The following is a 14,322-nucleotide window of genomic DNA, read 5'->3' on the forward strand; positions in this document are numbered from 1 at the left end:
TCCTGCTCGTTGATGAGCGTTTACCTCATGTACACCCAGCAGGACCCGTGACGCCGCCTCAGGGTTGCACGGCCGATTCCAGGGATTTCCCTAATCCGTCTCGTTCACATGGCGGAGCACGCCCATCATGTGCGTCTCGTCGATCTCCTCCTCGGACGCCGCCACGCACTCGGTCAGGCGTTTGGTGAGGGTGTCGGCGTCGATTCCGGTGCCGATCATCACCAGCTGGGTGGTGCGGGGCTCACCGCGCTCCCAGGGCGAGGGCTGGAAGCTGAGGTACGAGCCGACCGCGTGCAGCCCGAACTTCCACTCCCGGCCCGCGCCCGCGAAGTGGAGGAACCCCTTGGCCCGGTAGAGGCCCACCGGGCGGCTGTCGAGGAAGTCCATCAGCCGGCGCGGATGGAGCGGCTCGGCAGCGGAGAACTCCACGCTCTCGTAGGCGGCGTGGAGGTGGTCGCCGTGGTCATGGCCGTGGCCGCAGTCGTCGTCCCCGCACCCGTCGGCAGATGCCTCGTCGGCCCATACGTCGGCGAACGAGAGCTGCCGGAAGCCTTCCTCGGCGGTCTCGCGGGGCCGGTGGTCGAAGAGGAGGGCGGGGTCCACCCGCCCGTGCGCGGCGGTCACGACCGGCACGCCGGGGGCGATCTCCTGGAGGGTCTCCAGCAGACCCCGCCACTCGTCCTCGGCGACACGGTCGGTCTTGTTGAGCACGACGAGGTCCGCGGCGCGGACATGGCGGTCGAGCTCGGGGTGGCGGACGCGGGTGTCCGGGAACTCCGCGGCGTCCACGACCTCCACCAGGCCGCCGTAGACGATCCGCTCATTGCTGCTGGACAGCAGCGCGCGGATCATGCTCTGCGGCTCGGCGAGGCCGCTGGCCTCGATCACCACGACATCGATGCGCCGCTCGGGATCGGTGAGCCGCTCGAGCATCTCGTCCATCTCGGAGGCGTCCGCCGCACAGCACAGACAGCCGTTCTCGATCGGGATCATCGAATCGACCTGCCCGGCGACGGCCAGGGCGTCGATGTTGATCGATCCGAAGTCATTGACGATGACGCCGATCCGGGTGTCCACGCTGTCCCGCATCAGATGGTTGAGCATCGTCGTCTTGCCGGAGCCCAGAAAACCCGTGACGAGAATGACCGGAATCCGTTGTGTGGCCAAGGCTGTGTCTCCGTGCGGCGGTCTGTGGTGATCTCGGGCGGACCGCTCATGCTATCCGGCCGCCGATCACCATGTCGCGCACGTGACCGTGGCCCGCCGCGCCGGGCGCGGCGGACGCGGCGGACGCGGCGGGGCCTTGAGTCCTTCGTGCTCCCGGGGCGGGGCCCGTCAGGGGATCTCGATCCCCGCCTCGGCCGAGAGCCGGTCGATCTCGGCCAGTTCGGCGTCGCTGAAGTCGGGCGAGTCCAGCACCGCGACATTCTGCTCCAGCTGGGCGACGCTGCTCGCGCCGATCAGCACCGAGACCACCCGGGGGTCCCGCAGCACCCATGCGAGCGCCAGCTGGGCGAGGGTCTGGCCGCGCCCCTCCGCGAGCTTGTTGAGGGCGTGCAGCAGGGCCAGCCGCTCCTCGGTGAGCGTCTCGCGCTTGAGGAAGTGGCCGAGCGCCATGCGCGAATCGGCGGGCACCCCGTGCAGATAGCGGTCGGTGAGCTGCCCCTGCGCCAGCGGCGAGAAGGCGATGACACCGGCGCCCGCCTCGGCGGACGCCTGGAGCACCCCGCCCTCGACCCCGCGCTGGAGGATCGAGTACGGATGCTGGTTGATCAGGTACGGGGTGCGCAGGTCCTTCAGGATCGCGGCGGCCTCGGCGATCGCCTCCGGCGGGTAGTTGGACAGGCCCGCGTAGAGCGCCTTGCCCTGGCGCACCGCGGTGTCGAGAGCGCCCATCGTCTCCTCGAGCGGGGTGTCCGGGTCGAAGCGGTGGGAGTAGAAGACGTCGACGTAGTCCAGCCCCATCCGGGACAGCGACTGGTCGAGGCTGGCCAGGACGTACTTGCGCGAGCCCCACTCGCCGTACGGCCCCGGCCACATGAGGTATCCGGCCTTGCTGGCGATGAAGAGCTCATCGCGGTAGGGGCGGAAGTCCTGGGCGAAGATCGAGCCGAAGTTGGTCTCGGCGCTGCCGGGCGGCGGGCCGTAGTTGTTGGCCAGGTCGATATGGGTGACGCCCAGGTCGAAGGCGCGGCGCAGCACCGCGCGCTGGGTCTCCAGGGGGTGGGTATCGCCGAAGTTGTGCCACAGGCCGAGCGAGACCTTCGGAAGCAGCACACCGCTGCGGCCGCAGCGCTGGTACTGCATGGAGTCGTAGCGGTTCTCGGCGGCGAGGTGGACCATGCGCGTCGTCCTTGTCCGTACGGTGCGATTGGGAGCGGACGGGCCGTGGGGACGGCCCGCCCGCCCGAGCTTGTCAGCTTTGGGCCAAAGTGGCGACCTCATTCCCGCTGAGTGTTCTGCCGTACACACGGACGTCGTCGAACGCGGCCTTGAGGTACGGGTCCGGGTACTGCGACTTGCCGAGATAGCCGGCGCGGACGTGGTTGCCGAAGTGGACGGGCTCGACGGTGACGGCGGTGTTGCGCCCCACCTCGCGCCCGCCCACGTAGAGGACGGCGGTGCCGCTGCCGTAGGCGACCGCCACATGGACCCACCGGCCGGTGGGCAGCGGGGCGGCCTCGATGCGCTGTTCGGCTCCGCCGCCGCCCGCGGTGATGGCGAACCGCAGCTTTCCGGAGTCGGCCATGGGGGTGAGGAACATATTGGCGGTGACACCGGTACCGATGTCGAAGATCCGGGTCCAGGCGGCGGGGGTGCCGTCCAGTCGGACCCAGGTGGCCAGGGTGTACGCACGGGCGCCGGCCAGGAGGTCGTCGGCGAGGACGACATGGCCGTCCGTGCCGTTCAGGGCGACCGCGCCACCGGTCCTGCCCGCCGTCCAGGAGGCGCCCCCGGCCAGCCGGGCGGCCTTCCCCCGGCCGGTGGCGTCGGCCGCGGTGGTGCCGGAGGTCTCGTCGAAGCGGTGCCAGGCGGCGAAGGCGGGCGGCGGGGTGGGCGGCTGCCCGGTCAGCCAGTACACGTTGTAGTGCTGGTGGTGGACGCGGGCGACCGGCAGCAAGGTCACGCTCTCCGCACTGGCCGTGGCGCTGAACCGCAGTGGGTCGGTGGCCGTCCGGGACACGGATCCGGTGTCCAGTCGCGGCATGGTCATTCCGGTGCGGCCGCCGTACGCCCCGGCGAGCACCACCGGCCCGTAGAGCACTGCCTGGACGTCGGGGTCATCGGGAGCGGGGTCGAACGTCAGCTTCATCGGCAAGGTCACCTCGACCCGGTCGCCGGTCTTCCACTGGCGGTCGATGATCAGCCGGCTGCCGGGGGCCGGCCGGTCGGCGAGGGTGGTGCCGTTGAGCGTGGCGCGGGCCCCGGCCGCCCAGGAGGGGATGCGGACGCGCAGTTCGAGGGAGGCCGCGCCGGAGGTGACGGTGAGGGTGGTGGTCTGCTGGTCGGGGAAGCCGGTGGTCTGACGCCAGGTGATGCCCTTGTCCTGCCAGCGCAGCTCGGAGGGGATGAAGAGGTTCACCAGCAGGCTGCGGTCGGCGTGGGTGTAGATGGTGTCCGCGAACTTGGCCTGGGTCTCCATGCCGCTGCCGTGGTCGCAGGAGAAGTTGTCGTAGTCGGTGGAGTACTGGTTGGGGTCGGTGCCCATGAAGGACGGCTGCTGTTTGAAGGAGCCGGGGGCGAGGCCCGTGTAGTAGATGTTGAAGCCGTGGGCCGAGTCCGGGTCCTGCTCCCCCAGCATCTGGTTGAGCAGGGTGCGCTCGTAGTAGTCGAGCAGGTCCACGCGCTCCGGTGCGTGGAAGTGGATCAGCCGGGTGAGCTTGAGCATGTTGTACGAGTTGCAGTTCTCGCAGCAGTTGTCGGAGAGCTGGGCGGCGATGGCGTCGGGCTCGTGGAAGGCCTCACCGTTGCTGTTCCCGCCGATGACATAGGTGTGGTGATCGGTGACGATCTTCCAGAAGTTCTCGCCGATGGTGCGGTAGCGGCTGTCGAGCCCCTCCTCCCACAGCCGCATGGCGCCGACCATCTTGGGGATCTGGGTGTTGGCGTGCAGCCCGGCGAGCCGGTCCTCGTTGCGGGCCAGCGGGTCGAAGACGCGGGCGTGGGTGAAGCGCTCGGCCACCTTCAGCCAGCGGCTGTCGCCGGTGATGGCGTGCAGATCGGCCAGGACGTCGTTCATGCCGCCGAACTCGGTCTGCAGCACCCGCTGCATCTGGTCGTAGCTGAGCTTCCCGGTGCGGGTGTCGACCCAGGCGGCCTGGCGCTCCACGGTCTCCAGCGCCTCGGCGTTGCCCGCGAGCCGGTACTGGTCGACGAGCCCGGCCATGATCTTGTGGATGGTGTAGTACGGCGCCCACACCCCGGTACCGGCCTCCAGCCGGTCGAAGAAGCTCTCGGGGAACGCCGAGAGATAGCCCCGTCCGTAGCCCGCGGCCGGGGACTTGGCCTGGCAGGCGGCGAGCGCCGAGACCAGCTTGCGGCCCTTGTCGAGCAGGGCGGTGTCCCCGGTGGCCGCGTAGCTGAGGGCCAGTCCGGACAGGAGGTGGCCGGTGCTGTGGCCGCGCAGTTCCGTGCTGGGGCTCTCCCAGCCGCCGCAGGGCTGGGCGCTGCTGGGGAGCCCGACGTTGAGGCGGAAGGTGTGCAGCAGCCGGTCGATGTCGACGAAGCGCAGATAGGCGGTGTTGCGGGACTGGTTGTCCTTGAAGGCGCCGGGGAGCAGGGTCACGGCGGTGAGCGGAAAGGGCTGAGCACTGGTCAGCGCCTTGGGTTCGCGGTGGGTCGCGGCCGGGGTGGCGCCGGGGGCGGCCGCCTCGGCGGTGGATCCGGCGGTGACGGAGAGCGCCACGGCCGCGGCCCCGGAGGCCGTGGCGGCGATGAAGTGCCGTCTGTCGACTGGTTCGCTCATGACTTCCCTCGCTGAGGTTCGAAATTACGAACAATGTCCGACATCATGTGCACCGTGAAGGTACCGGCCCTCCCGGGGACGTCAACAGCTCCCAATCAGGCGGGTACCGGCGGTGCGAGGTCGGTCAGCCGCGCCGCCACTGCTGGTTGGCGCCGCCGGTGCAGCTCCACTGGACGAGCGCGGCCTTGTCCGCCGTGGACTCGTCCGCGACATCCAGGCACTTGCCGCTGGAACGGGCGGTGAACCGGACGTAGCCGTCACCGGTGTCCGTGGCCCGCCACTGCTGGTTCGTCCCCGTGCCACAGGCCGACTGGACCACGGCGGCGCCGTCGGCGGTGGAACCGCCCGCCACCGTCAGACACTGGGAGCTGTGCCGGGCGACCAGCTGGACCTGGCCACCGCCCACGTCCTTGGACCAGAACAGCTGATTGCCACCGCCGTTGCAGGTGTACTGGACGGCCGCGGTGCCATCGGTCTGCGAGCCTGAGACGATGTCGGCGCACTTGCCGCTGTGCCGCGCCGTGAGCGTGGTGTACGGACCGCCGGAGCCGGTCACCGTGCCCGCCGCCGTGTCGATGGTGAGCTGCGGATACCAGTCCATGGTGAGGGTGGTGGCGGTGGGGAAGGCCAGCGGCAGCCAGACGTAGCGCGAGTCGTTGACGGTGCCGCCGAAGGAGTTCCCCCAGCGGTCGCCCAGATAGAGGTACGAGGTGGCGCCGCTGCCCTGCACCGGCAGGACGTACGCGGTCTGCGAACCGTAGGCGGTGGCGTCGCCCACGTTGCGCATCGCGCTCCAGGGGCCCGCCGGGCTGGTGGCGGTGGCGTACTGCTGCTGGTTGGGGTTCCAGCCGGTGGCGCCGGAGGTCAGCATGAAGTACACGTTTCCGCGCTTGAAGAGCGCCGGTGCCTCGCGGTGGCCGCCGGGCCAGGGGTTGGCCACCAGGCTCGCCACTCCGGTGTAGTCGTCGGTCAGCCGGTAGATGTGCAGGTCGTAGTTGTCCCGGGCGGCCGAGACCATGTATCCGGTGCCGTCACTGTCCTGGAAGAGGGTGATGTCCCGGGACATGTGCTGGCCCAGCGGGCGGAAGCTGCCCCGCCAGGTGTAGTCGCCGTCGATGGTGGCGGAGGTGGCGACGGCCGCGCGCGCCTCGCCGTAGTCGCTGCCGTTCTCCTTGTGCATCCACATCACGTACTGTCTGGTCCGCTCGTTGTAGAGCACCTTGGGCCGCTCGATGTTGGCGGAGGCCAGCTCGGGATCGGTGGCCTGAGTGAGGACATGGCGGCGGAACTCCCAGGTCTTCAGGTCCGTGGAGCGGTAGGCGGAGACATAGCGGAAGGTGTTGTCGGCGTTGCGGTTCTCACCGAACCAGTAGTAGTAGCCGCCGGACTTGATGACTCCCCCGCCGTGGGCGTGCACCGCCTCGCCCGATGTGGTGGTGAACTGTGTGCCGTTGGCGACGGTGACGGGGGCGGCCTGCGCCGCGCCGGCTCCCGCCAGCGGGGCGAGCAGCCCGAGGAGGGCGGCCACGACGAGGCTCCACAGACGGGCTCCGGGACGTCCGCGCATCACACGGTCTCCTTCAGGACGGTGAAGTGGCGGGCGAATCCGGTCAGCCCGGGCAGTTCCCGGATCGGGGTCCAGGTCCGGAAGCCGTCGAGGCTGTCGCTGTAGTAGTACTTCTGCTCGGTGTAGCCGTCGAAGTAGATCCGCCAGCCGCCGTTGTCCAGGCGCACCAGTGCGGGGCCCTCGCGCCAACTGCCCCAGCCCGCCCAGTCGCCGGTGCCGCGGAGGGTGTACGGCCCGCCGAGGCTGTCGGCCGTGGCGTGCTCGATGTACTTGGTCGTCTCCTGCTTGGTGAAGGCGTGGTACTGCCCGGCGTGGCGGACCACGAAGGTGTCGATGTAGTTGGCGGTTTCCAGGCCCTTCAGCGGTGTGGGCGTGGTCCAGGACGACAGCGAGGCGTCGGTGGCGGTGAGCAGATGCGGCCGGAAGATGTAGTCGGGTGTGGAGGTGGTGTCCAGCGAGACGACGACGTGGACGCCACCGCCGTCGTCCACGAAGAACTCCGGCGCCCAGGTGCGCTCGAGCCCGGCCACCGGGAGGGTGTGATTACGGACGAAGGTCCAGTTGACGCGGTCGCGGCTGCGCGCGAAGCCGATGGTGTTCCCGGTCCAGTCGGTCGTATGGACGATGTAGTAGTAGCCGTCGGTGTGCTTGATGAGGCTGGGGTCGCGGATCAGCCCGGACGGCGGGGTGTAGGCGGGTCCCTTCAGCAGTGTGTACGTGGTCGCGTCGGACGACTGGTAGACGTACATGTTCGACTCGCTGCTGTTGGTGAACGCCGTCATGGTGAAGCGGGTGGCGGCCGTGGTCTCCCGCGCGGGCGCGTCGGCCACGGGCACACCGAAGTCCGGGGTGCCATCGGCCCTCCAGCCGAGCGCCTGGACGCGGGTGTGCCGGTTGGGGTCGTTCAGCGGGTCGCCGGTGATGTCCTTGTACTGACGGGCGTGGTAGACGAGGAGATCGGTGCGGCCGTCCTCAGCGGCGGTGAAGGAGTTGTGGCCGGGCCCGTACTGCTTGGTGGTGTCATCGCTGGTGAAGACCGGCTGCGGGCTCTTCTTCCAGGACCCGGCGGCGAGCAGGTCACTGTCGGCGGAGGCGGTCAGCAGCCCCATGCAGTAGTTGGCGTCGGTGGCGCTGGCGGAGTAGGTGAGGAAGACCCGGCCGTTCCGCTGGAGGACCGAGGGGCCCTCGTTGACCTTGAAGCCGCGGGTCTCCCAGTCGTACGTCGGCCGGGAGATCTCCACCTGGGGCCCGGTGACGGTCCACGGATTGGCCATCCGGGCCAGGTAGATGCTCGAGTTGTTGCCGACGTCCGGATTGCTCTGGGCCCAGACGAGATAGCGGGTGCCCCGGTGGGTGAAGGTGGAGGCGTCGAGGGAGAAGGAGTCGACGGGCGTGACGATGCGGCCCTTCTCGGTCCAGGTCCCGGCGATGGGGTTGGCGCTCGCGTTCTCCAGCACCCACATCCGGATCTTCCAGACGTCGTTGGCGGGCGCCGAGGCGAAGTAGACGTACCACTTGCCGTCGATGAAGTGGATCTCCGGGGCCCAGATGTGGGCGCCCATGTCGCCGCTGGTGTGCTTCTTCCAGATCACCGACTCGGCGGCGGTGGCCAGCCCGCCGATGGTCCTGGAGCGCCGCAGGACGATGCGGTCGTACTCGGGGACGGTGGCCGTGAAGTAGTAGTAGCCGTCGGTGTGCTTGAGGATGTGCGGATCGGCGCGTCGGCGCACCAGCGGATTGGCGTACGCGGGTGCGTTGGCGGCCACTTGCGGCGCGGGGGTGGCGGCCGCTTGCGGCGCGGCGGGGGTGGCGGCCCGCGCGATGCCGGGTGTTCCGGCGGCCGCCCCCAGGACGAGGGCGCCCATCACCACGCGTCTGCGGCTGGGCTGGTGCTCTTCGCTGCGGCTCATACGGTTCTCTCCTGCTCTGGCGGATGACGCGCCTGACATCGGACGGGCGTGACGCCGGTCTATGGGACGGGGTCGATACCGGCCTGTGTCGGGCGGATCTTCTGGATGGTGCCGTCGGGGTCGAACCGCATCCGGTCGATGGCGACTTCGCGATGGGTGCCGTCGCCGCCGGGGCGGGCGAAGCGGTGGTAGACGATGTACCACTCGTCGCGGCCCGGGACCTGGATGACGGAGTTGTGCCCGGTGCCGAGGATCTGATCGCTTGGGTCCTTGGCCAGGACCGGGTTGCCCGCCGCCTTGGTGAAGGGGCCGAGCGGTGAGTCGGAGACTCCGTAGGCCACCCGGTAGTCCGGGCTGCGGGTGTCGTCCTCCGACCACATCGCGTAGTAGCGGCCCGCGCGCTTGAAGACGGTCGGGGCCTCGTTGTAGCCGGGCGGGGTGATCTTCACCGGCTGGGTGGCGAAGGAGACCATGTCGTCGTTCAGCCGGGCCGCCTCGAAGGCGCCCTGCCCGAAGTAGAGGTACGGGGTGCCGTCGTCGTCGACGAAGGCGTCCGGGTCGATCGACTGATGGCCGAACTGTCCCTTGGCGACCAGCGGTTTGCCGAGGGCATCGGTGAACGGCCCCTGGGGGCTGGAGGACTTGGCGACGCCGATGGACTGGCAGGCGCTGAAGTACATCCAGTAGGTGTCGCCCTTCTTCACCACCGAGGGGGCCCAGGCGTTCTCGTGGCACCAGGAGACATCGGCGAGGTCGAGGGCGGGGCCGTGGTCGGTCCAGTGGACGAGGTCGGGCGAGGAGAAGCCGTTGAAGCGGGTGCCGCTCCAGCCGGGGTGCCCGTCCTCGGTGGGGTAGATCCAGTACCGGCCCTCGGCGTACATCACATCGGGGTCGGCGTGGTAGCCGGGCAGGGCGGGGTTGGCATCGCCGGGCCGTACGGTGGCGGTCTCCCGGATGACGGTGCCGTGGCGTACCACCCCGGACAGGCCGGGCAGCTCCCGTTTGGGCGTCCAGTGCTCCAGGTCGGGGCTGTCGCTGTAGTAGTACTTCTTGACGGTGTACCCGTCCATGAACATGCGATAGCCGCCGCCGGGGAGGGCGACGACGGTCTGGCCCTCCAGCAGGCTGCCCCATCCCGCCCAGTCGCCCTTGCCGGTGAAGCGGTACGGGCCGGTGACGCGGTCGGCGACGGCGTGCTCGATGAGTTCGCCCGTGGCGTTCTTGGTGAACGCGTGGTACGTGGCGCCCTTACGGACCACGAAGGTGTCGATGTAGCCGTTGTAGTCGCTCTCGCTCGGCGCGATGCCCTCGAGCGGCCGGGGCTCGCTCCACTTGGTGAGGGTGTCGTCGAGGGCGGTGAGGACGTAGGGCTGGAAGTGCCGGTAGGCGGTGGGCCCGGTGGACAGCGAGACGACGACGCGGACCTTGCCGTCGGGCGCGTCGGTGAAGAACTCCGGTGCCCAGGTGTTGTTGGCGGCCACGCCGTGGTCGATGTCGGCGAGATGGGTCCAGGTGCGGCGGTCGTCGCTCACGGCGAGGCCGAAGGTGGTGCCGGTCCATCCGGTGGTGTAGGCGACGTAGTAGCGGCCGCCGCGGTGGATGACGCTGGGGTCGCGGACGAGACCGGAGGGCGGGGTGTACGCCTTGTCCTGGATCGACCAGAAGTTCCGCGCGTCGTCGGACCCGTAGACGTACATATTGCTCTCGCCGCTGTTCGTGAAGGCCGTGAACAGATAGCGGGAGACCGTGGTGGACTGCTGCACGGCGCGTCCGCTCCCGTCGCTCCGGTGGTGCTCCGCGGCGTGCACTCGGTTCGCGGTGAGGGGGACCACGAGGGCGAGGGCGGCCAACAGCGCGAGCAGCACCGCCGGCGCTCTCCAGGGTCGGGTGGTGTGCGGGGGCATCAGAGGGCTCCTGCGATCCGAAGTGATCGAATTTGTTCGGAGATTAAGGGTTCTGATGACTTCCGACAGCCCCTGGAGAGGGTGCGAAAGTTTCGAAAACCCTGGAGCCCTGGAGGACGCGCGATGAAGTGGTGGAGGGGAGGGAGCGGGTCAGACGAAGGTCTGGCGCTGCAGCCAGAGGTCCCTGGCGGTTCCGCTGCCCTGGATGAAGACGTAGAGCAGGTTCTCCTCGTTCAGGATGGGGACGCCGACGCCCGCGGAGCCGACGACCCCGCCCAGGGACTGGAAGCCGCTGTACGCCGTGCCGTTCTCGGTGTTCTGCACCGCGACCCACAGGGCGTTGTCGGTGGCCTTGATGAACACGTTGATCCGGCCGTCCTGGGCCAGGGCGCAGGTGGGCCGCCAGACGATCTGCGCGCCGAGGCTCACGGCGGCGCCGAACGAGTCGTAGTCGTCGCTCTGTCCGACCCGCCGTACGGATCCGTCGGAGCCCCGGTAGAAGATCTGCACCCGTCCCGCCGCGTCCAGGCACACCGACGGACGGCTCGTCACGTTGGCGGCATTGAGGGAGAACGCCTCCCAGAGGGTGGAGTTGGCGGTCTGCTGCTGGATGGTGTACAGGGTCTCGCCCGAGCCCTTGACCGCCACCACGAGCCGGCCTCCCCCGTCGAGGATGGGCGAAGGCGTGGCGAAGATGGCACCTCCGAGCGAGGTCGCGGAGGTGTAGGTCTCGTACTGGAGATCCTGGTTGCGGATGTACCACAGGGCGTTGTCGGTGCCGGGGAAGAACACGTAGATGCGGCCGTCGGCGCCGAGCGCCGCGGCCGGGTCGTCCCCGATGCCGGTGACCAGGGTCTGGGGCGGTCCGTACCCGGAGTTGATGGCGGTCTGGGTGATGACCTCCAGATTGTTGCTCGGGGTGCGGTAGAAGACCCGGATCTTGCCGTCCTTGCCCCGGATCGGCGCCGGGATGCCGTCGACGGACAGGCCCGGGTACTGCTGCCACGGCCCCCAAGTGCCGTCGCGGGCCTCCACCCTGCTCCACAGGACGTTCGACCCGCCCCGGATGAAGACCTGCACCCGGTCGTCGGCGAAGGCGACCGGGGCGGGCTCGGAGTGGATGCCGCCCTGGAGATTGATCCAGGTGCCCCAGACGGTGCCCGGGGTGGTGGAAACGGTCATGGGAGGACCTCCCTGTTCTCGTGAGACCTCGTGAGGCCACGAGAGTCGCGGATACACCGTCAATTCCCGGGGCAAGCATGGCGGATACCCGAAGAAGACAAGATGTATGGATATGACCGACTCATCGCCATGAGGGGTTGTTATCGGATTGAATGCGCTCGCTTGCTTTGGAATTCGTCCTGCGAGAAGAGCGATACTGATCGCAAGCCCGGCGGCACCCGTCGCCCCGTCGCCCCTGCGCGCCGTGGGCGCCGGTTCGGCGTTCGAGCCGGACTTCGCCCTGCGGAACGCCCGCGCCGAGGACGGCTGTCTGCTGTGCCCGGACGGGCTGACGGGGGTCGCGCCCACCGGGGAGATCCAGCGCGTGCTCGGCCCGGAGGACGACCCGGGCAGGGCCGTACGGGAGCTGGTCGCCCTCGCCAACCGCGCGGGCGGGCCCGACAACGTCACCTGTGTGGTGGCCCATGTGGCCGAACAGAAGGCGCTGACCTCGGTGTAAGCCCCGCTCCGGCCGTCTCGCCCGCCCGCCGATTCCGGTTGTTGAACGTTGATGAATGGTGTGGGCAAGGTCTTGTCGGCCGGAAGAACGCGTCCATATGCTCGCGGCGGAAACCGGTTTCCACTCCTGCGTGACCGGGAGACGGCATACCGGCGGCGCGGCGTAAGGGGTGGGCGGATGTCCGCAGGTCCGATCCGGCTCTCCCGGGAAGCGCACACCGCGCTCCGCCCGGCCACCTCCGCGCGGATCACCGGCGGCTTCTGGGCCGCCAGACGCCGCGTCAACGCCGAGGTGAGCGTTCCCCAGGGGCCGGACCGGCTGGAGCGGGCGGGCAATCTCGCCAACCTCCGGGCCGCCGCGGGAGCGGCGCCGGAGGAGTCCGGCTTCCGGGGCGACTTCCCGTTCCAGGACTCCGATGTGCACAAGTGGCTGGAGGCGGCGTCCTGGCAGCTGGCGGACGGCGCCGAGGGACCGGCCGAGGAGGAGCTGTCCCGGCAGGTGGAGCGGCTGGCCGGGCTGGTCGCGGCCGCCCAGGCCGAGGACGGCTATCTGCAGACGTACTACCAGCTGGGCCCGGACGCCCGGCGATGGGCGGATCCGCACTGGGGGCACGAGCTGTACTGCGCGGGCCATCTCCTCCAGGCCGCGGTCGCCCACCACCGGGCCACCGGCCGGGACGGGCTGCTCGATGTGGCGGTGCGGTACGCCGATCTGATCGACGCCACCTTCGGGCCCGGCAAGGACGAGACGGTGTGCGGACATCCGGAGATCGAGACCGCGCTGGTCGAGCTGTACCGGGAGACCGGTGAGCGGCGGTACCTCGATCTGGCCGGGTACTTCGTGGACCGGCGCGGGCGGGGCAGCCTCGGCGAGGGTCCGCCGGACGGCTCGCCCGGCCCACGCCCCGGGGCGCCGTACTGGCAGGACCACGTCCCGGTGCGGGAGGCGACGGCGGTCGCCGGTCACGCGGTGCGCCAGCTGTACCTCCTGGCCGGGGCCGCCGATGTGGCGGCGGAGACCGGCGACGAGGGGCTGCGGGACGCCCTGGTGCGGCTCTGGGAGGACATGGCCGCGACAAAGAGCCATCTGACCGGCGGGGTGGGCTCCCGCCATGAGCTGGAGTCCTTCGGGGACGCGTACGAGCTGCCGCCGGACCGGGCGTACGCCGAGACCTGCGCGGCCGTCGCCGCCATCCACTTCGGCTGGCGGATGGCGCTGCTGACCGGCGAGGCCCGCTACGGCGATCTGGTGGAGCGGACCCTGTTCAACGGCTTCGCGTCGGGGGTGTCGATCGACGGTGAGCGCTGGCTCTATGTGAATCCGCTACGGGTCCGCCACGACGGTGAGAACCATAAGGACGATGCGAACCGTAAGGCCGCCACCGGGGACCGGAGCGCCCACCGGACGTCGTGGTTCCGGTGTGCCTGCTGCCCGCCCAATGTGATGCGGCTGCTGGCCTCGCTGCCGCACTACATGGCGAGCGGCGACGCCGAGGGGCTCCAGCTGCACCAGTACGCGTCCGGCTCGTACGAGGCGGGCGGCGGGGCGGTACGGGTGGGGACCGGCTACCCCTGGGAGGGGCGGATCGCGGTGGTCGTGGACGCGGCCCCGCCGGAGGCGGACTGGACGCTGTCGCTGCGCATCCCGCACTGGGCGCGGACGTACGAGGCGACGGTCGGCGGGGAGCCGGTGGCCGAGCGGGCCGAGAACGGCTGGCTGCGGCTGCGGCGGCGCTGGCGGCCCGGTGAGACGGTCGTGCTGAGCCTGCCCCTCGATCCCCGGCTCACCCGGCCCGATCCGCGGATCGACGGGGTGCGCGGCTGTGCCGCGATCGAGTGCGGCCCGCTGGTGTACTGCCTGGAGCAGTCCGATCAGCCCGCCGGGCCGCGGCTGGACGACATCGGCCTCGACCCGGATGCCGAGCTGATCACCGAGCACCGGCCGGAGCTGCTGGGCAGGGTGACCGTGATCACCGCCCTGGCCCTGCCCCACACCGCCGCGCGCGACGGCTGGTGGCCGTACCGGAGCGACGGCGCGGGCCCCGGCGGCGCCGCGGGCGGCGCGAAGGCCCCCGAGCCGGTCCCGGTGACCGCGATCCCGTACTACGCGTGGGCGAACCGCGAGCCCGGCGCGATGCGGGTGTGGATCCCGGTCCGGGACCAGCCCGGCTGACGGCCCGGACCGCCCGGCTGGTCCTCACCGGCGTACGGAACACCATTGCCCGCCGGAACTCGGCGGACACCCCACGCGTTCATCGCCCGAGGAACACGCTCCTGTGCCCGAGCGGCACCGGC

The 14,322-nt window shown here is 70.1% G+C and carries 9 protein-coding genes; 2 read left to right on the forward strand and 7 right to left on the reverse strand.

Annotated elements, in window-relative coordinates:
• Positions 1 to 90: 90 nt before the first annotated feature.
• The 7 genes from LIV37_RS04070 to LIV37_RS04105 form a co-directional block, all read right to left on the reverse strand.
• Entirely contained in the window at positions 91 to 1,167 is a 1,077-nt protein-coding gene (locus tag LIV37_RS04070) for a CobW family GTP-binding protein (protein WP_020865824.1), read from the reverse strand.
• A gap of 168 nt (positions 1,168 to 1,335) precedes the next feature.
• Positions 1,336 to 2,343 (reverse strand): aldo/keto reductase, encoded by a 1,008-nt coding sequence (locus tag LIV37_RS04075; protein ID WP_020865825.1) that lies wholly within the window; start codon positions 2,341 to 2,343, stop codon positions 1,336 to 1,338.
• A gap of 73 nt (positions 2,344 to 2,416) precedes the next feature.
• Positions 2,417 to 4,966, reverse strand: coding sequence for a glycoside hydrolase family 127 protein (locus tag LIV37_RS04080; RefSeq protein WP_020865826.1), 2,550 nt, complete (start codon positions 4,964 to 4,966; stop codon positions 2,417 to 2,419).
• 124 nt (positions 4,967 to 5,090) lie between these two features.
• A complete protein-coding gene (locus LIV37_RS04085) occupies positions 5,091 to 6,533 on the reverse strand; it encodes an RICIN domain-containing protein (RefSeq protein WP_020865827.1) in 1,443 nt (480 codons plus the stop codon).
• Positions 6,533 to 8,443, reverse strand: coding sequence for a family 43 glycosylhydrolase (locus LIV37_RS52030; protein WP_020865828.1), 1,911 nt, complete (start codon positions 8,441 to 8,443; stop codon positions 6,533 to 6,535). The genes LIV37_RS04085 and LIV37_RS52030 overlap by 1 nt, the downstream gene beginning before the upstream one ends.
• Before the next feature lie 59 nt (positions 8,444 to 8,502).
• Positions 8,503 to 10,347 (reverse strand): family 43 glycosylhydrolase, encoded by a 1,845-nt coding sequence (locus tag LIV37_RS04100; protein WP_020865829.1) that lies wholly within the window; start codon positions 10,345 to 10,347, stop codon positions 8,503 to 8,505.
• 150 nt (positions 10,348 to 10,497) lie between these two features.
• Complete coding sequence (locus LIV37_RS04105) at positions 10,498 to 11,529, reverse strand: DUF8189 domain-containing protein (RefSeq protein ID WP_020865830.1); 1,032 nt, start codon at positions 11,527 to 11,529, stop codon at positions 10,498 to 10,500.
• 244 nt (positions 11,530 to 11,773) lie between these two features.
• Between LIV37_RS04105 and LIV37_RS04110 the strand changes: the two genes are divergently transcribed.
• Positions 11,774 to 12,028: a PP2C family protein-serine/threonine phosphatase gene (locus LIV37_RS04110; RefSeq protein WP_020865831.1), complete on the forward strand. Its 255-nt coding sequence runs from the start codon at positions 11,774 to 11,776 to the stop codon at positions 12,026 to 12,028.
• 177 nt (positions 12,029 to 12,205) lie between these two features.
• Positions 12,206 to 14,200: a glycoside hydrolase family 127 protein gene (locus tag LIV37_RS04115; RefSeq protein WP_020865832.1), complete on the forward strand. Its 1,995-nt coding sequence runs from the start codon at positions 12,206 to 12,208 to the stop codon at positions 14,198 to 14,200.
• The last annotated feature ends 122 nt before the right edge of the window (positions 14,201 to 14,322 follow it).

This window comes from Streptomyces rapamycinicus NRRL 5491, assembly GCF_024298965.1.
Lineage (GTDB): Bacteria > Actinomycetota > Actinomycetes > Streptomycetales > Streptomycetaceae > Streptomyces > Streptomyces rapamycinicus.